The 25,402-nt window shown below is 64.9% G+C and carries 24 protein-coding genes and 2 pseudogenes; 12 read left to right on the top strand and 14 right to left on the bottom strand.

Annotated features, from left to right (window positions below; translation table 11 throughout):
- Positions 1 to 6 precede the first annotated feature (6 nt).
- From DYE23_RS28805 to DYE23_RS28780, 5 genes are all read left to right on the top strand, one after another.
- Complete coding sequence (locus tag DYE23_RS28805; RefSeq protein WP_115328799.1) at positions 7 to 1,071, top strand: AAA family ATPase; 1,065 nt, start codon at positions 7 to 9, stop codon at positions 1,069 to 1,071.
- A gap of 86 nt (positions 1,072 to 1,157) precedes the next feature.
- Positions 1,158 to 2,129 (top strand): IS481 family transposase, encoded by a 972-nt coding sequence (locus tag DYE23_RS28800; RefSeq protein WP_115328798.1) that lies wholly within the window; start codon positions 1,158 to 1,160, stop codon positions 2,127 to 2,129.
- A 393-nt stretch (positions 2,130 to 2,522) separates the two neighbouring features.
- Positions 2,523 to 4,145, top strand: coding sequence for an IS21 family transposase (gene istA / locus DYE23_RS28790; protein ID WP_115329155.1), 1,623 nt, complete (start codon positions 2,523 to 2,525; stop codon positions 4,143 to 4,145).
- A 1-nt stretch (position 4,146) separates the two neighbouring features.
- Positions 4,147 to 4,947: an IS21-like element helper ATPase IstB gene (istB, locus tag DYE23_RS28785; RefSeq protein ID WP_070351813.1), complete on the top strand. Its 801-nt coding sequence runs from the start codon at positions 4,147 to 4,149 to the stop codon at positions 4,945 to 4,947.
- A gap of 276 nt (positions 4,948 to 5,223) precedes the next feature.
- Positions 5,224 to 5,652 carry a nuclear transport factor 2 family protein gene (locus DYE23_RS28780; RefSeq protein WP_235660528.1) on the top strand — a complete coding sequence of 143 codons (429 nt, stop codon included), beginning with the start codon at positions 5,224 to 5,226 and terminating at the stop codon, positions 5,650 to 5,652.
- Positions 5,653 to 5,886: 234 nt separating this feature from the next.
- Here the strand turns inward: DYE23_RS28780 and DYE23_RS28775 are convergent.
- Together DYE23_RS28775 and DYE23_RS28770 are read right to left on the bottom strand one after the other, a co-directional pair.
- Positions 5,887 to 5,982 (bottom strand): annotated as a pseudogene (locus tag DYE23_RS28775) (integrase core domain-containing protein); the annotation flags it as partial.
- A gap of 57 nt (positions 5,983 to 6,039) precedes the next feature.
- Complete coding sequence (locus DYE23_RS28770; RefSeq protein WP_069412496.1) at positions 6,040 to 6,855, bottom strand: mycofactocin-coupled SDR family oxidoreductase; 816 nt, start codon at positions 6,853 to 6,855, stop codon at positions 6,040 to 6,042.
- Between the two features lie 935 nt (positions 6,856 to 7,790).
- Here DYE23_RS28770 and DYE23_RS28765 point away from each other — a divergent pair.
- From DYE23_RS28765 to DYE23_RS28750, 4 genes are all read left to right on the top strand, one after another.
- Positions 7,791 to 8,153 (top strand): EthD domain-containing protein, encoded by a 363-nt coding sequence (locus tag DYE23_RS28765; protein WP_115329154.1) that lies wholly within the window; start codon positions 7,791 to 7,793, stop codon positions 8,151 to 8,153.
- Positions 8,154 to 8,250: 97 nt separating this feature from the next.
- On the top strand, positions 8,251 to 10,458 hold the full coding sequence (locus DYE23_RS28760) for an acyl-CoA dehydrogenase family protein (protein ID WP_115328795.1): 2,208 nt from the start codon (positions 8,251 to 8,253) through the stop codon (positions 10,456 to 10,458).
- A gap of 22 nt (positions 10,459 to 10,480) precedes the next feature.
- Positions 10,481 to 11,617 carry a thiolase C-terminal domain-containing protein gene (locus tag DYE23_RS28755; RefSeq protein WP_115328794.1) on the top strand — a complete coding sequence of 379 codons (1,137 nt, stop codon included), beginning with the start codon at positions 10,481 to 10,483 and terminating at the stop codon, positions 11,615 to 11,617.
- Positions 11,614 to 12,072 carry a Zn-ribbon domain-containing OB-fold protein gene (locus tag DYE23_RS28750; protein WP_172527865.1) on the top strand — a complete coding sequence of 153 codons (459 nt, stop codon included), beginning with the start codon at positions 11,614 to 11,616 and terminating at the stop codon, positions 12,070 to 12,072. The genes DYE23_RS28755 and DYE23_RS28750 overlap by 4 nt, the downstream gene beginning before the upstream one ends.
- Before the next feature lie 66 nt (positions 12,073 to 12,138).
- Here the strand turns inward: DYE23_RS28750 and DYE23_RS28745 are convergent, their stop codons facing one another.
- Together DYE23_RS28745 and DYE23_RS31005 are read right to left on the bottom strand one after the other, a co-directional pair.
- A complete protein-coding gene (locus DYE23_RS28745; protein WP_235660527.1) occupies positions 12,139 to 12,318 on the bottom strand; it encodes a hypothetical protein in 180 nt (59 codons plus the stop codon).
- Positions 12,319 to 12,540: 222 nt separating this feature from the next.
- Positions 12,541 to 12,702 carry a hypothetical protein gene (locus DYE23_RS31005; RefSeq protein WP_172527864.1) on the bottom strand — a complete coding sequence of 54 codons (162 nt, stop codon included), beginning with the start codon at positions 12,700 to 12,702 and terminating at the stop codon, positions 12,541 to 12,543.
- On the opposite strand from DYE23_RS31005, the gene DYE23_RS28740 reads away from it, so the two are divergent.
- Positions 12,697 to 13,518 (top strand): Rv1363c family protein, encoded by an 822-nt coding sequence (locus tag DYE23_RS28740; protein WP_115328792.1) that lies wholly within the window; start codon positions 12,697 to 12,699, stop codon positions 13,516 to 13,518. The genes DYE23_RS31005 and DYE23_RS28740 overlap by 6 nt on opposite strands.
- Before the next feature lie 22 nt (positions 13,519 to 13,540).
- Here DYE23_RS28740 and DYE23_RS28735 read toward each other — a convergent pair whose 3' ends face one another.
- Positions 13,541 to 14,158: a cysteine hydrolase family protein gene (locus tag DYE23_RS28735; protein WP_115328791.1), complete on the bottom strand. Its 618-nt coding sequence runs from the start codon at positions 14,156 to 14,158 to the stop codon at positions 13,541 to 13,543.
- A gap of 91 nt (positions 14,159 to 14,249) precedes the next feature.
- Between DYE23_RS28735 and fadD4 the strand changes: the two genes are divergently transcribed.
- Positions 14,250 to 15,776: a fatty-acid--CoA ligase FadD4 gene (gene fadD4 / locus DYE23_RS28730; RefSeq protein ID WP_115328790.1), complete on the top strand. Its 1,527-nt coding sequence runs from the start codon at positions 14,250 to 14,252 to the stop codon at positions 15,774 to 15,776.
- Positions 15,777 to 15,780: 4 nt separating this feature from the next.
- Here the strand turns inward: fadD4 and DYE23_RS28725 are convergent, their stop codons facing one another.
- Genes DYE23_RS28725 through DYE23_RS28715 form a run of 3 tightly spaced genes read right to left on the bottom strand, consistent with a single transcriptional unit; the run spans position 15,781 to position 18,592 of the window.
- On the bottom strand, positions 15,781 to 16,938 hold the full coding sequence (locus tag DYE23_RS28725) for a cytochrome P450 (protein ID WP_115328789.1): 1,158 nt from the start codon (positions 16,936 to 16,938) through the stop codon (positions 15,781 to 15,783).
- Positions 16,939 to 16,953: 15 nt separating this feature from the next.
- Positions 16,954 to 17,751, bottom strand: coding sequence for an SDR family oxidoreductase (locus DYE23_RS28720; protein WP_115328788.1), 798 nt, complete (start codon positions 17,749 to 17,751; stop codon positions 16,954 to 16,956).
- Between the two features lie 13 nt (positions 17,752 to 17,764).
- Positions 17,765 to 18,592 carry a mycofactocin-coupled SDR family oxidoreductase gene (locus DYE23_RS28715; RefSeq protein WP_098002299.1) on the bottom strand — a complete coding sequence of 276 codons (828 nt, stop codon included), beginning with the start codon at positions 18,590 to 18,592 and terminating at the stop codon, positions 17,765 to 17,767.
- A 168-nt stretch (positions 18,593 to 18,760) separates the two neighbouring features.
- Here DYE23_RS28715 and DYE23_RS28710 point away from each other — a divergent pair, with 168 nt between their 5' ends.
- Positions 18,761 to 19,588, top strand: a complete 828-nt coding sequence (locus tag DYE23_RS28710; RefSeq protein WP_098002300.1) for an enoyl-CoA hydratase/isomerase family protein — start codon at positions 18,761 to 18,763, stop codon at positions 19,586 to 19,588.
- Positions 19,589 to 19,623: 35 nt separating this feature from the next.
- On the opposite strand, the pseudogene DYE23_RS28705 reads toward DYE23_RS28710, so the two are convergent.
- The 6 genes and pseudogenes from DYE23_RS28705 to DYE23_RS28680 all read right to left on the bottom strand — a co-directional run bounded on the left by DYE23_RS28705 (position 19,624) and on the right by DYE23_RS28680 (position 25,361).
- Positions 19,624 to 20,459, bottom strand: a pseudogene (locus DYE23_RS28705) (SAM-dependent methyltransferase).
- Between the two features lie 45 nt (positions 20,460 to 20,504).
- A complete protein-coding gene (locus tag DYE23_RS28700) occupies positions 20,505 to 21,329 on the bottom strand; it encodes an acyl-CoA thioesterase (protein ID WP_235660526.1) in 825 nt (274 codons plus the stop codon).
- 128 nt (positions 21,330 to 21,457) lie between these two features.
- Positions 21,458 to 22,237: an SDR family oxidoreductase gene (locus DYE23_RS28695; RefSeq protein WP_115328786.1), complete on the bottom strand. Its 780-nt coding sequence runs from the start codon at positions 22,235 to 22,237 to the stop codon at positions 21,458 to 21,460.
- A gap of 13 nt (positions 22,238 to 22,250) precedes the next feature.
- A complete protein-coding gene (locus DYE23_RS28690; protein ID WP_098002302.1) occupies positions 22,251 to 23,342 on the bottom strand; it encodes an acyl-CoA dehydrogenase family protein in 1,092 nt (363 codons plus the stop codon).
- Positions 23,339 to 24,487: an acyl-CoA dehydrogenase family protein gene (locus DYE23_RS28685; protein WP_115328785.1), complete on the bottom strand. Its 1,149-nt coding sequence runs from the start codon at positions 24,485 to 24,487 to the stop codon at positions 23,339 to 23,341. Before DYE23_RS28685 ends, DYE23_RS28690 begins: the two co-directional genes overlap by 4 nt.
- Positions 24,488 to 24,497: 10 nt before the next feature.
- Entirely contained in the window at positions 24,498 to 25,361 is an 864-nt protein-coding gene (locus DYE23_RS28680) for an SDR family oxidoreductase (RefSeq protein WP_115328784.1), read from the bottom strand.
- Positions 25,362 to 25,402 lie beyond the last annotated feature (41 nt).

Raw genomic sequence — 25,402 nt, 5'->3', positions numbered from 1 at the left:
GCGCGCATGGCGTTTATGCCTGGGCCGTCACCGAGACGGTTGTGTCACGACGAGCGTGTCGGATCGACTTGCGAGGCTGAGCGCATGCGTCCAGAGGTGTGGCAAGTCGTTACAAGTGGCGGTCCGGTTGTGCTCGTCACGGGTGACACCGGAACCGGAAAGTCTTCGGTGCTGCAAGCGACTGTTGCGGAGTATCCGAGCTCCGTAGTGGCGGCGCCGGTGGCGGTGTGTCCTTTCGACAGCGGGTCGCTGCAGACTGCGTTGATTGACTCTTTGGCGACGGTGCTGGCGACCGCTGGTCCTGGTCAAGGGAAATGGCGTGACCTGGCTAAGCGGCTGCGGCACGCGACGAAGGAAGCGGCACTCGAAGTCGGTAGGGCACTGGCCGATGCCGTTGTAGAAGAAGTGATCGAGTTCGCCAAGACCAAACTCGGTCAGAACGCGGGGAAGGGGTTGCTGAAGTTCTGGGCGACGCTGAACAAGGACAGCGGTCCGGAGTTACGGCGGACGCTCCGTGCGCAATCGGATATCAACGTCGTCCGGCTGCTAGTGCGAATGGGAGACGAGGTGGCGGCGGTCGTGGGTCGCGACATCGTCATAACGCTGGATGAGGGGAACCGCCTCAGCGATGACGACCAGCGAGTGCTGAGCTCATTGGTGGTGAAACCCGCGCACCGCGTCCGGATAGTCGTCGCCTGGTCGTCCGCGGAAATCGACTCCACGTCTGGCTTGACCCGACTACGGAAGTTGGGCGTGCCCGAGGTGCAGGTCGCAGGCCTGGGTCGCGATGACGTTGAGCGCTGGCTCGCATCAGCTGGGTTGGATAAGTATGTGGACGACGTTTACGCCTTAACCGCAGGCTATCCGCTTCTGGTTGAGGGCTTGGTCGCGCATCTCAGAAGTGGCGGTCGAGTCGACCACTACTCGGCACCAACGCTTTTCAACGATGTACTGGCTGACGCGTTGATGCGATTACCTACAGAGGCTCACCATGCCGCACGACGACTGTCCGCATTCGCCTACCCGCTGCCCGAAGCTGAGATTCCTGGCTACCTAGGTGTCGTGACCTGACAGGTTGTTGACGGCGCGCCTGGTTGAAAAAGGGAGGACCTCCTGACGGAGTGGATGTGTCTGGCATTCACCCGTAGGAGGTCCTCGTGTCTCACGCTAACGCCCGTACCAATCTGTTCGCTCGTCGCCTCATCGTTGAGCGTGTCGCGGCCGGCTGGCCACCCGCTCACGTCGCAGAGCAGCTGGGTATTTCCCTTGCCACGGTCTACAAGTGGCTACGCCGCTACGAGGAGGGCGGCGATGCAGCTCTGGCCGATCGGTCCTCGCGACCGATCCGGATGCCGGCACGCACCAGTAAAAAGATCGAGCAGAAAGTGCTCGCCGCCCGATGCCGCCGCAAGCGCGGCGCAGTCGTCCTGGCCGCCGAACTCGGCCTGAACCCGTCTACGGTCGGGCGGATCCTGGCCCGCCACCAGGTGCCCCATCTGGCCGCGATCGACCCGATCACCGGCGAGCCGGTGCGCTCGTCGCGGCGCAGCCCCAACCGCTACGAGCACCGCACCCCGGGCTCGCTGGTCCACGTCGATGTCAAAAAGCTCGGACGCATCCCCAAAGGCGGCGGGTGGCGTCTGCACGGACGCGACGCAGCGGTCTCAGTGGCCAACCGCCACAAGACGACCCGGATCGGCTACGACTACGTCCACACCGCCATCGATAACCACACCCGGCTGGCCTACAGCGAAGTCCTCTCCGATGAGAAAGACCCGACCTGCGCAGAATTTCTGCACCGCGCGATGACATGGTTCGCCAGCCACGGCATCCGCGTACGGCGGCTGTTGACCGACAACGCGTTGGTCTACCGGCACGGCACCAACTGGGGCTGGGTGTGCACCGCCTGGGGCCTGCGGCGCCGGTTCATCAAACCGGGCTGCCCTTGGACCAACGGCAAAGTCGAACGCTTCAACCGGACGCTGCTCAACGAATGGGCCTACGCCCGACCATGGACGTCAAACAGCCTGCGCACACGAGGACTTGACCGATTCCTGCACCGATACAACACTCAACGAGGCCACTCCGCTCTGCGCGGACACCCACCCATCAGCCGGCTCGCCGGCTGACAACAACGTCTCAGGTCACGACACCTAGGCGTCGACGCGGTCGCCTGGGGTGCGACGCGCAACGCGCTGGAACGCGAACGCGTCTTCTCTGTCCAGTATCCCGATGGTGCCTGGTTCCACGAGTCGCGACGGTCGTATCTGTGGGATGTGGTCCTGACGGAACCGGAGCGTCAACAGGTCGGCCAGTCGGCGTATACAAAACTCCTTGAGCACCAGCGCCGCGTTGATGCTGCATGTCGTCTGCCAGGAGGATGGGACCAGTGTGAGCTGATTTTGCCAGGGTGATGGGACCACCTGGATTGCCAGTTATGGGACCACCGGCGCGTCGCGTCGGTGGTCCCTTCATCTGTTCGTTTGATCGCCGTGACGGTCGAAGTCACGGAGGCGGCGGGCATGGCTTTTCGGGAGGTCAGTGTGAACGAGATCAGGGAAGTGCTGCGGGTGTGGCTGGGGGTCGCCGGGCTACCGGCACCGGGCTACCGCACGATCGCCGCGCATTGCGGCGTGGACCGCAAAACTGTGCGCCGCTACGTCGAGGCTGCGCAAGCGGCTGGTCTGCACCGCAGCGACGGCGTTGAGGCCGTCGATGACGGGTTGATCGGGGCTGTCGCCGACGCGGTGCGCCCGGTACGCCCGGATGGCCACGGCGCAGCGTGGGAACAGCTGCTGGGGTTCGAGGACCAGATCACCGCGTGGGTGGCCGGCGAGGGTGAGCAGCGTCCGTTGACGATCACCAAGATCGAGACCCTGCTGGCCCGTCAGGGGTGCGTGGTGCCGTATCGCACGTTGAACCGATTCGCCGGTGAGCGTTGCGGTTTCGGCCGCAAGGACACCACGGTGCGGGTCGCCGACGGGGATCCCGGGGTGGAATGCCAGATCGATTTCGGCTACCTCGGGATGCTCACCGACGCCGATGGTGGGCGGCGCCGCAAGGTGCACGCGCTGATCTTCACCGCCGTCTACTCCCGGCACATGTTCGTGTGGCTGACCTACTCGCAGACCCTGGTGGCGGTGATCGCCGGATGTCAGGCGGCGTGGGAGTTCTTCGGAGGGGTGTTCGCGGTGCTGATCCCGGACAACCTCAAGCCGGTGATCGCCGCCGCTGATGCGGTCAATCCCCGATTCACCCAGGGGTGGCTCGACTACGCCGGTCATGTCGGGTTCCTCACCGACCCGGCTCGGGTGCGCTCCCCAAAGGACAAACCGCGAGTGGAGCGTGCGGTGCAGTACGTGCGCCGAAACTTCTGGGACGGTGAAACATTCGCCAGTATTGAGCAGGCGCAGCAGGCTGTCACCGTGTGGTGTCTTCGTACTGCCGGGACCCGCATCCACGGCACCACCTGCGCACGGCCGGTGGAGGTGTTCACCACCGAGGAGCAACCGCTGCTGCTGGCGGTGCCGGGGGCCTACGACGTGCCGGTGTTCAAAGCGGTCAAGGTGCACCGCGACTTCCACGCCGAGGTCGCCAAAGCCCTCTACTCGCTTCCTGAGCAGTGGATCGGGCACACCCTCGACGTGCGTGCTGACGGTGAGCTGGTGAAGTTCTATCACCGCGGTGTGCTGGTCAAAGTCCATCCTCGTCAGCCTGCGGGAGGCCGCAGTACCGACCGCGCTGATCTACCCGAACACAAAGTCGGTTACGCGCTGCGGGACTTAACGACGCTGATCGCCACCTGCGCCGCCTATGGCCCGAACGTCGGGATCTACGCCGAACGCATCCTCGACGATCCGCTGCCGTGGACGCGGATGCGCACCGTCTACCGACTCCAGGGCCTGGTGCGCCGTTACGGCGCGCAGCGTGTCGAGCAGGCATGTTCGGTGGCACTGGATCTCGACGTCGTCTCGGTCAACAAGATCGCCTCGATGCTCGAGCGCGCCACCGAGAACACGATCCCGGCACTGCCGCTGGCCGTCGGCCAAACCGCTACCCGGTTCTCGCGCGATCCATCCGAATTCGGCACCACCTCAACATCATTGACCGTCATCGCCAATGCCGACTCCGAGGGGACCTGCTGATATGACCACTACCAACCGCGTGGCCGCAGACCCGGTCGGCGCCGACCTGCTCCGACTGCTCAAAGCGCTCAAGCTCGGCGCCCTGGCCGACACCCTGCCCGAACGGGCCGCACTGGCCCGCCAGCACAAACTCAGCCACATCGGATTCCTCGAAACACTTCTTGCCGACGAAGTATCCCGACGCGAATCCCGATCAGCCGCCCTGCGGGCGGCCAAAGCCGGACTCGACCCGACGATGCGCTTCGACTCCTGGACCGCACAACAGGACCTGCGCTACGACCGTACCCTGCTCGGCGACCTGACCTCGCTACGATTCCTCGACGCCGGACAGTCCGCAATCATCCTCGGGCCCGTGGGCGTAGGCAAAACACATCTGGCAACAGCACTGGGGCACTTGGCCATTCGTCGCCGCCACACCGTCCTGTTCGCCCGATCCGACAAACTGTTCACCCGGCTACGCGCCGCCCGACTCGACCACACCGTCGACGCCGAGATCCGCCGACTGGCGGCCGTCGACGTCCTCATCATCGACGACTTCGCGCTGCGACCCCTCGACGCCACCGAAACCAGCGACTTCTACGAAATCGTCGTCGAACGCCACCAAACCAAGACCACCATCGTGACATCAAACCGGGAACCCGCCGAATGGCTGACCATGACCGCCGACACCCTGCTCGCCCAATCAGCCATCGACCGACTCACCGCTGCGGCCCACACCCTGGTCATCGAAGGACCGTCCTACCGCCAACGCACCCGACCCGGTCAGCTTGACCCAGAGGGACCCGACGAGCATCCTCGATAACGCGCCACGGTGGTCCCATCCCCCTGGCAATCAGGTGGTCCCATCACCCTGGCAAGCGACACCCGGGCATGGTTCTGCAAGACCGTTGCACCGCAAGTCAATTCGCCACCTGCCAGCCTCCAAGACGCATCCACTTCACCCGTCGCGGACATCAGATCACCCTGGCATTCCGACACCGCCCGGGACTCGACCTACACCGCGGTAAGGTTCACAGCGTGCGGTTTTGCTTGACTCCGTCTTGAGGCGACAAGCAAACGCCTGGAACGAGAGGTAGCAGTGGACGATTACGAAGAGATCAGGCGCGTAATTGCTTTGCACGCTCAGCTGCTCGACGAACGTCGATGGGCCGACCTTGCGGCGTTGTTCTGTGACGACGGTGTGCTGCCATGGGCGGGACAGACGTTTCGCGGGCGAAAAGCGATCGTGGAAGGGTTGCCTGCAACGCAACCCCCGACTCCCCACAGGATCAAACATTTCGTCTACGCGCCGGTAATCGACATCTACGAGAACGAGGCTAGAGCGTGGAGCGACGTGATTGTGTCACTGATACCGGAGGACGGGCCGGCAGAGATGTCGTTTGTGGGGCGATATCACGATCACCTGCGCCGAGAGGACGGCCGCTGGCGTCTGTCGAAGCACATCACTGTGAAAACCGGAGATGTACTGCCTGACGGTGAACGACTGCCCTCGAGGCTATCTGATTAACCGCGGACCCGACCTTGGCATTGGTTAGTTGCCGGTCGGGGTGATCGGGCCGTTATTGGTGATTGCGAACGCGTGGAGGCCCATCGGTGCCCTACCTCGCCCGGTCGGATCCAGTGCTCGGTGAAGAGATAGAGGCATTTTTCGCAGCCTGGTCGGGTCGCCACGTCGGTCCGGAGTTGACGTTTTTGACCCGTGCCCTCGAGAGGCCCTCACTCGCCGATGCCATCCCAGCGGGCACTCGTCGCGGATGCGGGAGTTCAATGATTCGACGTAGCTGTTCCGCCACGGGTGTCGGGGCGGGATGAAGTGCAGGTCAACCTGGCCCGGCATGCATGTTGCTGACACGGCGCTCCCGATGACGGCCCGCCGTGATTCGCGCAGCAGCAATCAACGAACCGCAAAGCCGGCATCAAGGGGCCACGCCGTTCCGGTGATGAACTTGGCTTCATCCGAGACCAGGAAGGCCACCGCGTTCGCCACGTCTTCGGGCGCCAGCACCGGAATCGGCAGGACGTTCTGCATGGCCTCCATCGCGACGTCCCCGGACTCCAGCAGTTTGCCCATCGCTTCGTTCATGACCATGCCGGTCGCCACTCCGGTGGGATGGATGGTGTTCACGCGAATGGAATGCTTGCCCAGATCGTTGGCCCACACCTGCATCAGGCCGACGAGTCCTCGCTTGGCAGCCGAGTAGGCCTGACCGCCGGTCCGGTCGGTGCCGGTGGCCTTGAGTCCGGCACTGGAGCTGGTGATGACGATCGATCCGCCACGTCCACCGTCGATCAGGGTGGGGATCGCGGCGTGCACGGTGTTCCACACCCCGATCAGGTTGACGTCGACGATGTCGCGGAACACCTGCCGGTCGTCACCCCCGCTGCCGAGCCGGATGATGCCGGCGTTGGCGATCACGATGTCCAGGCGCCCGAATTCGGCGAGGCCGTCGGACAATGCCGCCTCCACGGCGTCGCCGTCGCGGACATCGGCCTGGCGTGCCACGATGCGTCGGCCCGTATGCTCGACCAGCTTGACCGTCTCGTCCAAATCGGAAGGGGTGGCGTTGGGGTAGTCCATCGACGCGATGTCAGCGCAGATGTCCAGGGCGATGATGTCGGCGCCGTCGGCGGCCAACCGCACCGCATGCGCGCGTCCTTGCCCCCGCGCGGCGCCGGTGATGAAGGCAACCCGACCGTCCAAAACTCCCATGTCCCTCAACCCTTTTCGCTGTTGTATTGCGCGCTCTCGCCCGCCGGGAGTGAGACCCGCGGCGGGCACCGACGTGCCACCGGGGACCTCCACCAACTCATGGACATCTGCCGTCGGCCCCACGCGGTGGGATGCCGACACTATGGCAGCCGAGTGTCAACAGTCAAGAGCGCGACTCGATGATTTCGCCCCGAACCAGTCAGGCACTGCACTGAACGATACGACGGCGATTGGGACTAGTCGTAGGAGTCGTTGTGCTGTCGGCTAATAAACGATTAGCAGTTCAGTGCAGTCATGGCGACCAACTCCCTACTGTTGTACATCGACCACGGCAGGCATCCATCGTGTGGTCAATAGGACGTGGTGACAGTTGCCTGTCATACATGTGGGGAGCCGGGGTAGCGCAAGGCTGGCGACAGGACCAGAACTTGCCGTATGAAGTCCCTCGACGGTGTGATCATGAGAGCCGTTCCCCTACGACCGTCACCCGCGGCGCATTCCCCGGACACTATGACAGTCTGGTGTCACACGATTCGACCCGCGGTAGCCATCCTCGCGCCCTACCCTTTCCGACATCGGCGCTGGAATTCTCCTGCCGTGCGGTGGGATTTCGGACTCGGAAGTCGCGGCATGCTGTTGCCGACACGCTGCGGTGCGAGCTGTCGCGCTGTGGTGGCGCCGGGTACCGAATATAATTGCACAACAATATGATTAATCATCGCAGCAATTGCTGGGGGTGCGTGCGCGCACGGCCTCGCCAGCCGCGTCCGAGATGTCCATTCGCGATTGGCATGCCCCCGTGAATTCCCGGTCAACATGGCAGATGCACCTCGAGCAGGCCCGATCGAAAGGCCAGTGCTTGGCAGGACATTGACTGTGACAGTCGTCTGTCATAGTCTCGCATCACTCGAATCCTTTCCCCGAAAGGCGTGTCCGTGGCGGAGAACCTGTTCCTCGTGTTGAGCAACCCCATCGAAGGTCAAGACGACGCCTTCAATTCGTGGTACGACTCCACGCACGTGCCTGAGGTGCTCGAGGTTCCCGGTGTCGTAGCGGCGCAGCGCTACGACCTGTCCGAGATCACGGTGCCCGACGACGGGGACCTCCCCGCACAGCTGCCGCCACCGACGCACCGCTACCTGGTGATCTACGAACTCGATCGTGAGCCCGAGGCCGTGATGGGAGAGTTCCTCAAGCGGGTCATGGCGGGAACGTTGACGCTGGGTGAGACTTTGGACCTGAGCACCGTGTCGTTGACCGGCTGGACCCCCCGCGGCGAACGCCGGGTGGCGACGTGACGGCCGGGACCCGTGCAACGCGACACGCTTGATGGCGGCATCGCTCGGACCCACGCCCATGACCTTTCCCGTTCGACCCGATGAGTGAGGCCGCATCATGCCCTTGGCGTTAACCGAAGACCACAGTGAGCTCGCCGACGTCGCCAAATCACTGGTGACCGGTCGCGGGGGAACCGCAGCGGCCCGCCGCATCCTGCTCGACCCGGACGACGACGGCCGCTGGTGGCAGAACGACGCCTTGTGGAAGGAGATCGTTTCCACCGGTTGGCTGGGTTTGCACATCGACGAACGCTACGACGGCCAGGGCTATGGACTTCCCGAGCTGACCATCGTGCTCGAACAACTCGGCCGCGCCGCGATCGCGGGGCCGTTCCTGCCGACCGTGGCCGCCTCTGCAGTCATCGCCGAGGTGGGCACCGAGGACCAACGGCAACGCTGGCTCCCGAAGCTGGTGTCGGGCGACATGGTGGCCGCGATCGGCACGACGAGTAATGCCACGATGAGCGGAGCGGCGGTCGTTGCCGACGCCGTGGCGACCCTAGGGGAGCGGCGCGCCGACATCTTCCTCATCCCGGTCGGGGGGGATCTGGTGCTCATTGAGGCCGGCGACGCGGTGAGCACGACGCGCAGCGACTCCGTCGATCAGGTGATGCGTCCGATTACCGTCGTCACATTGGCCGAAGCGCCGGTGGCGGAACGTTTCCCGGGAGCGGCCCGCGGGGCCGTCCAGACGATGCGCCTGCTGGCCGCCGCCGAAGCCACCGGAGGGCTGGCCGCGTGCACCGAGATGGCCAGCATCTATGCGGCCACCCGTGAACAGTTCGGGCGACCGATCGGGTCCTTCCAGGCGATCAAGCATCATTGCGCCAACATGTTGGTGGACACCGAGCTCGCCGTGTCCGCCACCTGGGATGCGGCCCGAGCTCCGGCGTCGGAGGCCGAGTTGGCGGTGACGATGGCGGCGGGCCACGTGTTGCCTGCGTACCAACGTGTCGCATTGAAGAACATCCAGATCCACGGCGGTATCGGGTACACCTGGGAACACGACGCCCACCTCTATGTCCGGCGCGCTACGGTGCTGCTGGCGTTCGCCGGCGGGGAGGACGCGCTCCGCGATGATGTCGCAGCACTGCAGATCGGTGGTGCACGCCAAGGCACATCGCTGGGCCTACCACCGGAAGCCGAACAGTACCGGCAGGCGGTCCAGGACTTCCGGGCGGAGCTGGCCAATACCGAGCCCGCCGAGCAGCAGAAGCTGTGGGCTCGCACCGGCTATCTCGTGCCGCACTGGCCGAAACCGTACGGCCGCGCTGCCGGATCCGTCGAGCAGCTGATCATCGAGCAGGAGCTCGACGGCGTGGAGCGCCCCAGCCTGGGACTCGGCGAGTGGATGGTGCCGACGGTGCTTCAGCACGGCAGCCCCGAACAGATCGACCGGTTCATGTGGCCCAGCTTGGAGGGCGAGGTGCGATGGTGCCAGCTGTTCAGTGAACCGGGTGCCGGCTCCGACGCGGCTGCGGTGTCGACGAGAGCCGTCCCCACCGAAGGCGGCTGGATCCTCACCGGTCAGAAAGTGTGGACCAGCGACGCGGTGAACTGCCAGCTCGGGTTGGCCACGGTGCGTACCGACACGAATGTGCCCAAGCACAAAGGCATTACGGCGATGATCATCGATATGTCGGCACCGGGTGTCGAGATCCGGCCGTTGCGGGAGATCACCGGGGAAGCCTTGTTCAACGAGGTGTTCTTCAACGAGGTGTTCGTCGCTGATGATCGCGTGGTCGGCGAGGTCAACAACGGCTGGCGGGTGGCGATGGCAGCGCTTGGCAACGAGCGGGTGTCGATCGGTGGCGGTTCGGTGACCATGGTCGCTGAGGACCTGCTCGATCTGCTGGCTCGTCACCGCCGCGATGATCATCGTCTGGCCGGCGAGGTCGGCGCGCTGCTCATCGAGTCGTACGCCCTGGCGACGGTGAACCTGCGCCAAGCCGCCCGCGCGGTGTTCGAATCCGGACCCGGTATCGAAGGCAACATCGCCAAGCTGTTCGGCGCCGAGCACGCCCAGCGCGTCGCCGAACTGGCACTGCGCATTGCCGGGCCTGCCTTGTTGACCGGACCAGACGGCAACCCGGCCGCCGACGGCGATCCACTGGGCCGGCAGGCCGCCGGAACGGTGGTGCACGACTATCTGTTCAGTCGCTGCCTGACCATCGCTGGCGGCACCTCCGAGGTTGTCAGAAATCTGATCGCCGAACGAATCCTGGGCCTGCCCAGGGACCCAGCCCCCGCGCCGACCACTACGTAACCAAGATGACTGGAGAGATGAAATGACCTGTGCCGTCATCGGAATCGGCCGCACCACCTACTCGAAGAAGTCCGGCCGCACCACCCGCGGCATGGCCGTCGCCGCCTGCCGGGATGCCATCGAAGACGCCGGGCTGACACCTGCCGACATCGACGGAATCTGTACGTTCTCTGCAGGAGACTCCGAGCAGCCGATCTTTGTGGGGTGGGCGCTCGGAATCGACGAGTTGGCATGGGCCAACTCGATGTACGGCGGTGGGAACCTGGTCGCCGACCAGATCGCCACTGCCGCAGCGGTGATCGAAGCCGGGATGTGCAAGGCGGTACTGGTGTATCGCTCGCTCAACGGCCGGTCCGGTTACCGGTTCGGTCATGTCGAGGGTCCGATGCAGGTGCCGCATCACGACCAGTTCGACACCGCATCCGGTTTTATGGTGCCGCCGCAGTGGTTCGCCATGTGGGCCCGCCGCCATCAGCACGAGTACGGCTCCACCTGTGAGGATCTCGGTCACATCGCGATCACTCAGCGCAAGCATGCTGGCCCCAATGAGCATGCGCTGCGTCGTGAGCCGCTGTCGATGGACGACTACTTGGCCGCGCGTTGGATCAACGAGCCGTTCAGGGTGCTGGACTGCACGTCCGAGGTCGACGGGGCGGTGGCTATCCTGATCACCGGCGAGGACATCGCGCGCAACGCCAAGCAGGATCCAATGTGGCTGGTCGGATCGTCGAACTCCCAGGGCGGGGCGGGGTGGACGGAGTGGGATGACCCAACCGAGATGTATTCGCGCACGGCGGGTCCTAGAATCTGGGAGAAGACGGGTCTGACGCCGGCCGACATGGATCTGGCCTGCATGTACGACTGCTTCACCTACACGGTGATGGCCACCATGGAAGGCTTCGGTTTCTGCGAGAAGGGCGAGGTGGGCAAGTTCTTCTCCACCGGCCGCGCGACGTACGGCGGCGCCGTGGTGGTGAACCCACACGGCGGCTTGTTATCCGAGGGCTACATCCACGGCCTCAACCACCACTACGAAGCCGCCTTGCAGCTGCGCCACGCCGCCGGCGTACGCCAGGTCGACGACGCGCAGCTCGCTCTCGTCACTGCCGGCGGCGGTCCTTTCGGCGGTGCCAACGTCTACAGCAGGGAGAAGCCATGACATCAACAGCCGCGGCATCGCCATCGGCCACCAATCCGCAACTGATGCCACCGATCCCGGTTCCGGACCCGGACTCGGCACCGTATTGGGAGGGTCTCAAGCAGGGCAAGTTGATGCTGTGTCGCTGCGACGACACTGGCAAGTGGATTCATCCTCCGTTGGAACGCAGCCGATATACCGGCGGCCCGGTGCACTTCGAAGAAGTCAGCGGTCGGGGCACCATCTTCAGCTACATCGTGATACGCCAGGCGCTGGTGCCGGGCCGCATACCGCCCTACGTCGTCGGCCTCATCGAACTCGACGAACAGCCAGGCCTGCGTATCAACGCTGTTGTCGACGCCGACCCGGCCGACGTCCGCATCGGCCAACCAGTGCAGGCCTGCATTGCGGACCTCGGCGAGAGTGGTTACCGCATACCCGAATTCACCATCCGGCACGAGAACGACAGGACCTAGCCAGCATGACCGGCATGTGGCCTCAACGGTAGGCGCTTCGACGATTCGTCGGCGGTAGCGAAGCCTCTACTTCAGTACCGCGGGCAGCGCCGCGAACTCCTGGCAGATTAGATCGTCGAGAGCGCGCCCCGGTGCCGACACCCATCGATCAAGGACGCGCTCGACCAGCAGCATACCGATGGCCGCCAGCAGTCGGCACTCGTCGTTGGGTGTCGGCAGATGTCGCCGTTCGGCAATAACCTTCACCACTGTCGCGGCGTTCGCCTCGTGACCACCGAGTACGACCGGGCCACCGGCACCTACATGGGCCCGGACGGCAAGGTCTACACCCAGGCCAATTTGGCCATGGGCGCCTCGAAGAAGTAGACGTAGCAGTCCATGGTGGCATTTCCGGGCAGCTGAACGCCTCCGCGCTGACACTAACGAAACGTCGGACGACGAAACATCTTCCACCGCCGACGTTCTTGACTACGCCGACGCAGTCGGCGCGACGACGACGATGATGACCTCACCGAGGGCCGGACCGAGAAAGAAGCCGGCCGCTGGGTACCGCACCTGCGGCGGGGGCTCGTCGCAGGTTTGGTCACGGTGCCGGCCCTTGGCGCGTTGGCCGGGTGGTTGGGCGTGCACGCCCACGAGGCCAGGCAGTCGAAGCAGGCCAACGGGCTGTACCTGCAGGCCGCCCGGCAGGGCGCGGTGAATCTCACCACCATCGACTACCACGAAGCCGACGTTGACATCCAACGCATACTGGACTCCGCTACCGGCACCTTCTACGACGTCTTCGCCCAGCGGTCACCGCCGTTCGTCGACGTCGTCAAACAGACGCAGTCGAAGGCGGTTGGCTCGGTGGCGGAGTCCGGGCTGGAGTCGGTCACCGGAGATGAGGCGAAGGCGATCGTTGCGGTAAAAGTGATCACGCCGAATGCCGCTGCGGCATATCGCAACAGCAGCCGCGAAACATGGCGGATGCGTTTGACCATGCAGAAAGATTGGACACGACGTGAAGGTCTCGAACGTGGAGTTCGTGCAGTGATCACATTGAAGAGGCGTGGGAGCGTTGGCGTCGCCGACGCGCCACCGGATGGCTCACCTGCGCAGGAGAGCTCCGTCGACGTCGATGCCGTCGCGCCGCTGGGCGATGACGTTCCCGCAATTGATCGCACAGCCGATGTCGACGAGGGGGAACAGAAGCTGCCGGCCACCGAGACACGTCGCACCGCCTGGCGTCGGATACTGGTGTACGGCGTACTGCCCGGTCTGGCGCTGATACTGGCGATGGCGGGGGGGGGGGCTACTTCAAGTGGCAGTACTCCTCTGTGCATGACCCGCAGACCGCGGCCGCCGAATCTCTCTAGGCGGCCAAGGATTCCACCATCGCACTGCTGTCCTAGTCTCGACAAGGCTAACAACCGTTGGCTGATCTCTGGATTCGATCCGGTCTGATCTGTCGAGGGCCGGGTGGGCGTTACACCGGCGATGGAGCTGGAGTCCATTCCTCGATCAACTTGTCGACGGTGGTCAGCCGACCGAGTACGGCAATCGTGTTGTTCAGCACCTGCTCCGCGTACTCGACCGGGGTTCCTCCGACGGCGTCGCGGGGTACGACGAGCTCGAAGCCGGCTTGGGTGGCGTGCCCGGCGGTGTGGGTGATGGCCAGATTCAACGACACGCCCACCAGAACGATCGTGGTGATGCCAAGGCCCTTCAGTACCGGCAGTAGTTCCGAGTCCACCGTGGGAAACAGGCCGTGATGACGGGGGAGTACGAGATCATGCTCGCCCAACAACTCTCGAACGACGGAGGTTTCAGCTGTGCCAGGCTTCCAATGCGCTGTCGCCGGGCCGAGCGCGCGCCACAGCCAGGCGGTACCTGTCGGCTGGCCGCCAAAGTTGCCCTCATAGGTGGCATGCACCACTCGGGCACCGAACTCGCGCGCGGATTCGAGCAGGCGGCGCACGTTGCTCACAAGGTCGGCGCTGTCGGCGGCCAACGCCGGCAAGACCGATTCCGGCCCCAGCACGCCGTTCTGGCATTCGACGCAGACGACGGCGGTGGTTTCGGGGTTCCAAATGGTACGGGGCATGCTACTAGACTAGACGACTTGGGGGGACGCGGTAAAACCTTACCCGTGAACGGGATTGGTACCCGAGAAGCTTACGAGCAAGGAGAGCGGCATGCAGATCCGTGACCATGTCGACGTGGACAAACCTGCCCTGATTCTGGCCCGAGCGGGCACCGAGATCGGCTTCGCTGAACTCGAGGAACGGGCCAATCGGCTCGCTCATTTCTGGCGGGCCGCCGGCCTGCGTGAGGGCGATACCGTAGCGGTGGTCATGGAGAACAACGAACACATTCACGCGGTGATGTGGGCGGCTCGACGCAGTGGTCTGTATTACGCGCTGATCAACACCCACCTGACCTCGGCCGAGGCGGCGTACATCGTCGAGAACAGTGGCGCCAAGGCGGTGGTCGGTTCGTGTGCCATGCGCGCGGTGTGCGAAGGCCTCGGAACCCATCTTCCTGCCGGACTGCCTGACGTGTTGCTGATGGCCGACTACGACCTCGCCGGCTGGACGCGCTATCCGGAATGTGTTGCCGACCAACCGTCGACGCCGATCCCCGACGAGACCGAGGGCGACCTTCTGCAGTACTCCTCGGGTACCACCGGACGACCCAAGGGGATCCGCCGAGAGCTTCCGCATCTGCCGCCGGCGAAGGCGCACAACATATTGATGCCACTGCTTGATGCCGTTGGAATCACCGGTGACTCTGTGTACTTGAGTCCGGCGCCGTTGTACCATACCGCACCGTCGTTTTGGTCGATGGCGGTGCAGTCATTGGGCGGCACCACCGTGGTCATGGAGAAGTTCGACCCCGAGGCCGCGCTGGAGTGTATTCAGCGATACGGCGTCACGCACGGCCAGTTCGTTCCGGCAATGCTCGTTCGGATGCTCAAACTGCCTGAAGGAGTCCGACATTCGTATGACATCTCGAGCCTGAAGCGGGTAGTCCACGCCGCAGCCCCCTGCCCGATCGACATCAAGAAGCAGATGATCCAGTGGTGGGGGCCGATCATCGACGAGTACTACGCCTCGTCGGAAGCCGTGGGTGCGTCCTTCATCCGCGCGGAGGACTGGCTGAACCATCCGGGTTCGGTGGGCCGTCCGCTGGTCGGAGTGCCGCACATCCTCGACGAGGACGGCCGCGAGTTGCCGCCCGGACAGGCGGGCGAAATCTATTACGAGGGTGGCTATTCCTTCACTTACCTCAAGGATGAGGCGAAAACGTCGGCTGCGCGCAATGCACACGGCTGGGCGACGGTGGGCGACATTGGGTATCTCGATGACCACGGCTACCTATATCTCACCGACCGCAGACACCACATGATCATCTCGGGCGGCGTGAACATCTACCCGCAGGAAGCCGAGGATCTGCTGATCACTCATCCCAAGGTGCTCGACGCCGCGGTGTTCGGCATCCCGGACGACGAGATGGGGCAGTCGGTCAAGGGGGTGGTTCAGCTGGTCGATCCTGCCGACGCCACCGACGCATTCGCGACAGAGCTGCTCGACTGGCTTCGGAAGCGATTGGCGCACTACAAGTGTCCGCGCTCGATCTCGTTCGAGGCGCAGTTGCCACGCACCGATGCCGGCAAGCTCTACAAGCAGCAGCTCGTCGTCAAGTACTCCTCGACGGTGTAACCCGTCACCCCAGCCGTAGCGGGAGCCGCGCCAACCCGAAGGTGTTCGCCGGGAACACGATCTCAGGGGTGAAGCCGGGCTCGAGCGAGAATTCCGGGATGCGATGTAGCCACTCGCCGATGATCAGGTTCATTTCCATGCGGGCAAGATGCGAACCGAGGCACCGGTGCGGCCCGCCGCCGAATCCCCAGTGCCGGTGCACCTTTCCATCCATCACTACGTCGTTCGTTGAGATCGAATCGCTGTCGTCGCGGTTGATCGCACCGATGCACAGCCGAACCTGGGTGTTTGGGGGCAAGGTGATGTCGCCGATGGTGACCTCGGCGGTGGTGACCCGCGGCACCATCGGCGCGGGCGGCTCGAGTCGGACGATCTCCTCGACGAACACGCTCATCTGGCTGGGGTCGTCGCGCAGCGTGGCACGCAACTCCGGATTGCGAGCGAGTTCGAGAAGTGCGGCGGTCATGGCCGCGGTGACGGTATCCAGTCCGGCCAGCACGAACAGGTAGCTCAAGCCGATCGCCTCGGCATCGTCGAGGGCGTCGTCACCAGTGAGCAACTGCGACAAGATGTCTGGACCCGGGTTGGCGCGTCGCTCGTTGATCGCCTCGGTCAGATAGGCGAACAGTTCGAGTGCTGGTGTGAGATCGGCGCCCTCGAGCGACGGTGCATCAGCCAGCGCGATGACGGAGTCCTTCCACGCGACAAGTCGGTCGCGATCCTCCAGCGGCAGCCCGAAGAGGGTGAGGAAGACCTGCGAGGGATAGGGGATGGCGATGTCGGCCACCACTTCGCATTCGCTCTTGGCGGCGACCGCGTCGATGATGTCGATCGCCTGCTTCTGTAGCGAGGGCAACATCTGCGACAGCGTGTGCGGGCTGAAAAACGGTTGCAACATCTTGCGGAATCGGGTGTGCTCCGGCGGGTCGAACGCGATGGGGACCAGGGGCAGCGGGCTGCCGAGGACGTCGAATGCCTTCTTCGAGGAGAACAAGCCGGGGTCCCGCAGTGCGGACAGCACGTCGTCGCGGTGGGTCAGATAGAACCAGCCGTCGACGAAGACGACCCGGCCCGCATCGCGCAGAGCCGCCCACCCGGCGTTGCGGTCGGCGGCCATAGGCAGTCCGGCGAAGGCCAGCTCTGGGGCACCCAGGGTTTCCATTCGTTCTCCTCGTCGTCAGAACGCCGAGCGGTGCAAGCCACCGTCGACTTCGATCCAGCTGCCGGTGATGTATCCGGCCGGCTCGGAGCACAAATATGTGATGAGAGAAGCGATTTCGCTCGGCCGTCCCATGCGGGCCGCAGGGACGCGGGCCTGGTTCAGCATGAACTCCCGGCGCTCTTCATCGGAACTGGTCCCGAGGTGGTTCTGCAGGTAGTCGAGCGCGTTCTGCGTCTCGATCCAACCCGGTGCGACGGTGTTGACCGTAATGCCGTATCTGGCGTACTCGTCGGAGACCGTCTTGAGCATGCCGACGGTCGACGGTCGACTGGTGTTGGCGACCGCATGATGAATGTTGCCCGCCGGTTCCTTCGCGGTGGCCGAGCCGACGTGGACGAATCGCCCCCAGCCGGCCTCCTTCATCGCCGGCAGCACTGCATGAAGGAGCAGAATCTGGCTCATGGTGTGCATCTCGAAGGACTCGCGGTAGAGATTCACGTCGGTGATGTCGGCGAAGTCTCCCGGGCGCTGATACTTGGCCTGACCGACCACTATCAGCGGCGGACCGTGTGCGGCTGAGGTCTCGCGGACGGCGGCGGTGAGCTGCTCGGGATCACTGACGTCGCCGGTGACGCCGATCGCCGTGCCGCCACCATCCCGGATGGCCTCGACCGCGCCGTCGACGTCGGTTTTGGTCCGCGCGAGGACCGCCACCCGCGCACCCTCGTCGGCGAGCTGCTTGGCGACCTCGAAGCCGATTCCCTTACTGCCGCCGACGACCAGCGCCGAGCGGTCCGCTATTCCGTACTGCATCGGGTGCAGTCGCCTAGCGCTTGACGTCCATCCCGGCGTCTACCTTCAACAAGCTCCCGGTGAACGAGCGACCCGCGTCGCTGATCAAGAACAGGATCGCGTTGCTGACATCGCGTGGTTCGATCATCGGGAAGTCCGGCAGCGCGGTCGACATCGCGTTGACCAGGTGCGGGTTCTCCTCGATCACCTTGAAGAGTGCCGGATTCTCGGTGATCATCGGTGTCGAGCAATTGGTCGGTGCCACGGCGTTGACGCGAATGCGGTCGGCGGCGAGCATGAGTGCGTAGGCGCGCACCAGGCCGGTGATCGCGAGCTTCGACGTGAGATAGGCGTCGGTGCCACCGCGTCCGTCGGTGAGATCAAGCAACGCGATCATGGAACTGGTCGCAATCAGGTTGCCGCCCTGGCCGCGCTCCTTGATGTGTGGGATGGCGACCTGGAAGGTGTTCCACACCCCGATCAGCATGATGTCGAGGCCCAGTCGCAGCGCTTCGGAGGCGTCGCGCTCGTCTGCATTGGTGAGCACCACACCGGCGTTGGCGATGACGGTATCGATGTGGCCAAACCGCTCCACTCCAGCGTCGAAGACCTTCTGCAGTGCGGCCATGTCGCGGACGTCGGCCTTCTCGAACAGCATTTCCTGCCCGGTCTTCTCGACCAGGCGAGCGGTCTCCTCGAGATCGTCGTAGGTGCCAAGCTTGTAGGGCACGACGTCGAGGTCCTCGCAGATGTCGACTCCGACGATGTTGGCGCCCTGTTCGGCACACATCACCGCGTGCGAACGGCCCTGCCCGCGGGCGGCGCCAGTGATGAAGACGACCCGGCCGTCGAGTGAACCCATCGATTTTCCTCCATTGAGATCGCTGTTTTCCGCGCCCGGCGCGGCGGTGCGGGCATGCCTAAGTGACGTGCGCCATTCCGTGGATGCTACGCCGGGGAGTTGGAATCCTTCAACTATTTGGCTAATTTGATGCTGACGGAACACTCAAAGCTCTGGAAGGGATTTCAGATGTCCGACAGCCCCAACGGCGGTCCGCGCCCACCCGACGGTGACTGGCTCGGCACCCCGTTTCTCACGTTCACACGAGAGGGGGCGTTCGCGATCTGCACCTTGGATCGACCGCAGGCACGCAACGCGATGACTCCGGCCATGTACTTCGGCATCCGCTACGCAATCAGTCGGGTCAACGCGGATCCCGACCTGGCGGGACTGCTCATCACCGGCACCGGTGACGTCTTTGCGCCCGGCGGCGACCTCGGTCAAGCGGCAGAGGACAACTGGATGGACTTCGCCTCCACCATGGGCATGGACGTGACGCCCTTCGACGTGTTGCGGCAGTCTCCGAAGCCGGTCGTGTCGGCGGTCAACGGGCTGTGTCAGGGCGGCGGCCTGCAGATCGCGATGTGCAGCGATCTCGCCGTGGTCAGCGACCGGGCCACCTTCCGCGTGCCCGAGCTGTTCCGCGGCATCGCAGACACCTACTACAGCCAGGTGCTGGCGCGGATGATCGGCCCGGTCCGCACAAAGGACCTGATGTTCACCGGACGGACGTTGAACGCCCAAGAGGCGGTGGAGTGGGGCATGGTCGCCAGGGTGGTTCCCCACGACGAACTGCTCGACACCGCGAAAGAGCTTCTGGCACAAAGCTGCCGGACTGCTCCAGCGGCCCGCGGGGTAATCAAGGCCAGCCTGGACAACTACCTGGGCCTGTACGACCGGATCGGCATGCAGACCAGCCTGTTCGGTCCGGAGGCGCGCGAAGGCTTCCGGGCGTTCAAGCAGAAGAACTCACCGGACTGGGTGCATCCGGAACTTCAGGTCGAGGGACGGCTCTGAGCCCGGAACCGCGTGCCAGCCAAGGTGATTGCCAGTCAGGGTAACCGCGCGTCAACGAAGACGCTCTGCGGAACGCCGTCGTCCAGATCGCTTGGCACGGACCGGCCATTGCGGGCCAGCAGGTCGGCCGCGCTTACGCCGGACGCCCGCCAACCGTGGGCGGTGAGCCAATCGACAACCTCGGTGCGCTCCTCCTCGTAAAGGAGATTGCCAGACGCAGCGATGTCCTCCCGGCCCAGCTTGGCCGCGGCTTCGCGATATAGCTGGATTTGTTCCTCGCGTCGCGCAAAACTCTCCGCGCTGAAGAACTCGTTGTTGAACGCCTCCACCGCCGCCCGACTGCCGGCTGCGCTCAGACCCGTGATCCGCTCGAAGAGCACGTCCTGCGCACTGGCGGTCAGATACGGCAGCAAGCCCTCGGCGGACCAGGCGGTCGGGGTGGCGGGATCGAAGCCGGCCGCGCGCAGGGCGGCCGGCCAATCGTTGCGCAGGTCGACCGGAACGCCGACGTAAGTTGCTGCTGGTGAAACCCCGTGCGCCTCGAGCGCGGACAACTTGAAGTCCAGGACCTTCGGCTGATCGATCTCGTAGACCACACTGCCGGCAGGCCAGTCCAACCGCCAGCCATCATCGCCTGCATCCGCTCTTTGAAGCGGGGATTGATCTCGACCAGTTCGGCGGGCAGTTCCTCTGGGCGCAGATACATGGTCCAGACACCGTTTCCCGCAGCCTCGAGGGACATCTGCGCGTACGGATCTCGGATCAGCAGATTCTCGCTGTTGGTCTCAGCGGCCCGGCCGGCCGCAACACCCAGCGCGGTCGCGCCCATGCTCTCGGTGATGTCCCACGTGTCGTTTTCTGCTCTTGCCATGGTCGCCCTCCGCCGGCTTCGTCCGCCCAATCTTATAGTGGCTAACTATCTGGGCGCAGGGAAGTAGACCTCCTGGACAGCGGTACACACCAAGTCCCCGCTTTTGTTGTAGATTGCGCCCGCCGCTAGCGCACGACCGTCGGCCCCAGTGGGTGAGGTTTGTTCGTAGAAGAGCCAGTCCGAGAAGTCGGCAGGCCGGTGGAACCACACGGTGTGATCGAGCAGCGCCGATATGTCGTACTGCGACTTGCGCATTGGCCCCAACGTGGCCTCGACCGGTGTGAGGGCGCTTTGAAGCGTGAGTACGCAACTGTTGGTGACGGGGTCGACCGGGAGGGCACCCCTGGCCCGTAGCCAGATCCGGCTCACCGGTCGCGCTGGTTCATCTGAATCCATGGCGACGCGCGGAGGCGGGTCGACGTAGCGGACGTCGAACGGACGCTCATCGGCCCACCAGCCGCCGAACTCCTCGGCGTAGGGTGCCAGTTGCTCTTCAATCGGAATCAAGGATTCGGGAGGCGGCGCGTAGGGCATTTCGCGCTGGTAGGTGGCGGAGTCGGCGCCGCCGGTGAACGATGCGAGGCCCTCCATCAGCACCTCACCGCCTTGGGTGGCGACGATCCGGCGAGCCGAGAACGTGCCGCCGTCATGCAGGCGAGAGACCGCGAATCGGACCGGCCGGCGTGCATCCCCGCGGCGCAGGAAATAGACGTGCACGCTGTGCGGTGGACGCCCCTCCACGGTGCGACTGGCGGCCATCAGCGCCTGTGCGGCGATTTGGCCACCGACGATGTGGTGATTGGGCGGATCGGGTTGGGTGCCCTCGAAGGTGTCGGGTTCCAGCACCGTCAACTCAAACAGGTTCAACACATCCGAAAGCATCCCCACCAACCGACCCCAATCTTCGTGCCTTCGCGGCGCCTCAACGCGCCTGCCGACGATCGGACGGACGGTCTGGCTGCCGGGCGCCAGCCAGACCGTGACGTCGTCGGTCCGAATTATTTCGGGGTGAAGCGCTGCGCCCCGTCGAGGCGCATGACCTCACCGTTGACGTAGGTGTTGGTCAGCAGGAACGCCGCCGCATCGGCATATTCGTCGGGTGCGCCGAGCCGCTTCGGGAACGGGATGTTGGCGGCGAACTTGGCGATCGCTTCTTCTCCGACGGACTCCATGATCGGAGTCTTCATCGTTCCGGGGGCGATCGTGTTGACCCGGATTCCCACGGAGCTCAGGTCCCGGGCAGCTGCGATCGTCAAACCGATGACGCCGGCTTTTGCTGCGGCATAAGCAGTTTGCCCGATCTGACCTTCGTACCCGGCCACCGAAGCGGTCATCACGATGGCACCCCGTTCGCCGTTGTCGAGGGGTTCGGCGCCGGCGACAGCGGCTGCAACCAGGCGGGTCAAGTTGTAGGTGCCGTTGAGATAGAGGTTGATGGTCTTGTCGAATCCCGTCATGTCGGCCGGGCTGCCGTCGCGCTGCACGATCCGTTGCGCCACGCCGAAGCCGCCGTGCGCGACGACCGCGTAGCGCAACTGGCCGAGCTGCTGGGCCTGCTCGATAGCGGCAAGGACACTGTCGTCGCTCGTCACGTCGGTGCTGGCGAACAACGCCCGCGACCCGAGTTCGTCTGCGAGCGCCTTGCCCCTGTCCGCGGCGAGATCGGCGATCACGACGCCGAGCCCGTCGGCGTGGAGGCGGCGTACCGTCGCCTCTCCCAGGCCGCCGGCACCGCCGCTGACGATGGCCGAGGCGCCGTCGAATTGTTGCACAGTCACGTGTTCTCCCCTATCAATTGGTGTTTTCGAGTTGGGCCAGATCGCCCGCTATCAGGTCCCACGGATCCTCCGCGGCCAGCGCCAGCCGACCCAGACGGCGAGCGAAGTTGTTGGTGGTGCCATAGTCGGAGCTCCAGCTCTGGGCCCGCAACGTGAACAGCCACAGCGGATGCTCACTGGTGACACCGATCGCACCGTGCAGCTGATGTGCAGTGGTGGTGACAGGACCGATGGCACGGCCGACCGCGACCTTGGCGACGGCGACGGCATAGTCGGTGTAGGGGGAGTCGAAGCCGTGTTCGGTGGCCGCAGCGACTGCCAATTCGACCGCGGCGCGGGCCCTTTCGATCTCACCCGCCATTCCGGCGAGCGATTGCTGGACGGATTGAAACGCGGTCAGGGCGCGGCCGAACTGCACCCGTTGGCGGGTGTACTCGACGGTCAGCGTCGCGGCGGCGTCGAGTGCTCCGACGATCTGGACACATCGCGACCATGCGCCGCGGCGGATGAGTTCGTCCTCCGCTGTTGTCGCCACGGCTCGCAATTGGGCGGCAGGCACGTCGAATTCGATCGAATCGCGGGGTTCTCCCGCCAGATTGTGATTCTCGTGCGCGATGGTGGACGCCGGGTCGAGCACACCGACCCGCAGGCCGCCGCGCCCGCGGACCGCGAGCACCGTGGTGCATGCCCGCGCCCAGGGCACGTCCCTCGCGGTGCCGGTGATGCGCGTGCCGTCTGTCTCGGCATCAGCGACCGCCACGGTCAGTGGCCCGCCGGGCAGCTCGACGCCCGCGAGTTGACCGAGCCATCCTGCGAGTGCGTCGGTTTCGGCCAAGGGGACCGCGCCGGCATGCCGCGCCACGCCATAGAGCGCTATCGCCAGCTCCGACGGCCCGGCGCCCATGTCGGGGGTGCTCGTGAGCCTGGCCAGTCCGGTCGCCTCGAGGTTGTCCCACAGTTCGGCGTCGAACACGTCGGGGATGCCGCGGCGGCCCAGCCCGGCGTCATAGGAACGCCGCCCGAGATCGTCGACGAGCCCGCGGAGTTCGGCGTCGCTGTCCCCGGTGTCCTTCGTGGCGAACACGCCGCCGATGAGCGCACTCACCGCAACCCCATTCCTCGAGCAACCACGCCGCGCAGCACCTCGTTGGTGCCGCCGCGCAGGGTGAACATGGGCTTGTGCAGCCAAGCGGTGTTCAGCATCGCCTCCAGCTCCTGGTTCGGCGGTGAGTCCTCCAGTAGGTCGGCGGCCAACTCGACCGACTCGGTTTCGAAGCGGGTGCCGAGGTCCTTGACCAGTGCCGCCTGATTCGCTGCATCGCCGCCCTCGGTGAGGGTGCGGGCCACCGACAATGACAGCTGCCGCAGCGAGATCAGTTGCGCCATCAGATGTCCGATTTCGCCCGCCGTGCGATCGTCTGCCTCGAGACCGGAGCTGAGCGCGCGGATCGCGGCAAGCAGTAGCGGTCCGGTGGACAGGATGCGTTCGGGCCCGCTGCGTTCGAACGACAACTCGGATGTGACCTGGTGCCACCCGTTGCCGATCTCGCCGAGGACATCCGCGTCGGAAACGAAGACCGAATCCAAGATCACCTCGTTGAAGTGATGAGCACCAGACATCAGCAGGACCGGTTCCACGCGCACCCCGTCGGCATCGCAGGGCACGAGGAACTGGCTGAACCCTGCGTGTCGATGTTGAGGATCCGGCGGACTTGTGCGTGCCAGGACGACTACCTGATGCGCGTGGTGTGCCCCGCTGGTCCACACCTTCGTGCCGGACAGCAGCCAGCCGCCGTCGGCCCGTGTCGCCTTGGTCGATACGGCCGCTAGATCAGATCCCGCGCCGTGCTCGCTCATGCCGATCGATGAGTAGAACCGGCCCGCCGCGATCTGGGGCAATAGCCGTTCACGCTGCTCTTCTGTGCCGTGGCTCAGCAGGCCCGGCGCGACCTGTCGGTCGGCCGTCCAATGCGCTGCGACGGGCGCACCCGCTGCGATGAGTTCTTCGGCCACCACGTAGCGGTGCAGATGCCCGAGTTCGTGGCCGCCGTATCGCTTGGGGATGGTCAGTCCGACGAATCCGGCATCCCCCAGCCGCGCCGAGAATGCCTCGTCCCAGCCGGCCAGCCATGAATCGACACCGGGTCGCCAACCGAACTCGGCTCGGTCGGACCGCAGGAAGTCCCGCACGGCGAAGCGCAGCTTGGCGAATTCGGGCTCACGGGCCGTCAACGCATCGAACCCATTCAAGCGATGTCTCCTAGATGGTCGGCAACGTGGCTGACGGAAGGTAGAAGTTGGGCGTCAGGTCCTCTTCGCTTGCGGCCAGTCGGTATTCCGACAAATCGTGGACGCCCTCCTCGCGCAGGATGCCCTCGTCGGTGTAGAAGTGGCCAGTGCAGGCCGCTGCGGGCCGGGTAACCAGGGCGTGCACCGCATCGGCCATGATCTGCGGGCTGCGGGCCTGCGCGCGCACGACGGCCTCGCCCATCGCGACCACCATCCCCGTGCTGGCGACGGTGGTGGCCGGCCACACCGAATTCACGGCGATGGGCACAGAGGCGAATTCCTCGGCCCAGCCGAGGGTGAGCAGGCTTTCGGCGTACTTGCCGACGGTGTGGCCGACGTGGGCACCCACCCACCTGGGGTTCATGTCCAGTGGGGGAGCGACGTTGACGATGTGCGCATTCGCCGACCTGCGGAGGTGGGACAGCGCGGCGTGCACAACCGCGTACGGGCCCTCGACATTGACCCCCAGAAGTCGGCGCAGGTTCTTCGGCGGCAACGTCTCGGTCGACCGCAGATCGAGCGCGCCCGCGTTGTTGATCACGACATCGATGCCGCCGAACGTGTCGGCAGCCGAGGCGATCGCCGCCGCCACCGCGTCCGCGTCACGCACGTCACACGCCACCGACAGAGCCCGACCGCCCGCACGTTGCACGGCGTCCGCCGTCTCTGCGAGGGTGCCCCCGATCTTGGGGTTGGGGGTTTCGGTCTTGGCCAGCAGCGCAACGGCCGCGCCGTCTCGGGCCGCTCGGACAGCGATAGCGGCGCCGATGCCGCGGCTGGCGCCGGTCACCACGACGACGCGATCCCGCAGGGTTCGGGGATCCGGACTGTTCACAGTGTGGTTGACCCTTCCGCTTTCGCTCGGCTGCGCGCTTG

Source organism: Mycolicibacterium gilvum (genome assembly GCF_900454025.1).
Lineage (GTDB): Bacteria > Actinomycetota > Actinomycetes > Mycobacteriales > Mycobacteriaceae > Mycobacterium > Mycobacterium gilvum.
This window is presented reverse-complemented; position numbering and strand designations above follow the sequence as displayed.

Excerpts from the sequence above, each read along its gene's own strand:
- DYE23_RS28805 (WP_115328799.1), top strand. The coding sequence starts at position 7 with ATGGCGTTTATGCCTGGGCCGTCACCGAGACGGTTGTGTCACGACGAG.
- istA (WP_115329155.1), top strand. The coding sequence starts at position 2,523 with ATGGCTTTTCGGGAGGTCAGTGTGAACGAGATCAGGGAAGTGCTGCGG.
- istB (WP_070351813.1), top strand. The coding sequence starts at position 4,147 with ATGACCACTACCAACCGCGTGGCCGCAGACCCGGTCGGCGCCGACCTG.
- DYE23_RS28770 (WP_069412496.1), bottom strand. The coding sequence starts at position 6,855 with ATGGGAGTTTTGGACGGTCGGGTTGCCTTCATCACCGGCGCCGCGCGG.
- DYE23_RS28760 (WP_115328795.1), top strand. The coding sequence starts at position 8,251 with ATGCCCTTGGCGTTAACCGAAGACCACAGTGAGCTCGCCGACGTCGCC.
- DYE23_RS28755 (WP_115328794.1), top strand. The coding sequence starts at position 10,481 with ATGACCTGTGCCGTCATCGGAATCGGCCGCACCACCTACTCGAAGAAG.
- DYE23_RS28750 (WP_172527865.1), top strand. The coding sequence starts at position 11,614 with ATGACATCAACAGCCGCGGCATCGCCATCGGCCACCAATCCGCAACTG.
- DYE23_RS28735 (WP_115328791.1), bottom strand. The coding sequence starts at position 14,158 with ATGCCCCGTACCATTTGGAACCCCGAAACCACCGCCGTCGTCTGCGTC.
- fadD4 (WP_115328790.1), top strand. The coding sequence starts at position 14,250 with ATGCAGATCCGTGACCATGTCGACGTGGACAAACCTGCCCTGATTCTG.
- DYE23_RS28725 (WP_115328789.1), bottom strand. The coding sequence starts at position 16,938 with ATGGAAACCCTGGGTGCCCCAGAGCTGGCCTTCGCCGGACTGCCTATG.
- DYE23_RS28720 (WP_115328788.1), bottom strand. The coding sequence starts at position 17,751 with ATGCAGTACGGAATAGCGGACCGCTCGGCGCTGGTCGTCGGCGGCAGT.
- DYE23_RS28715 (WP_098002299.1), bottom strand. The coding sequence starts at position 18,592 with ATGGGTTCACTCGACGGCCGGGTCGTCTTCATCACTGGCGCCGCCCGC.
- DYE23_RS28710 (WP_098002300.1), top strand. The coding sequence starts at position 18,761 with ATGTCCGACAGCCCCAACGGCGGTCCGCGCCCACCCGACGGTGACTGG.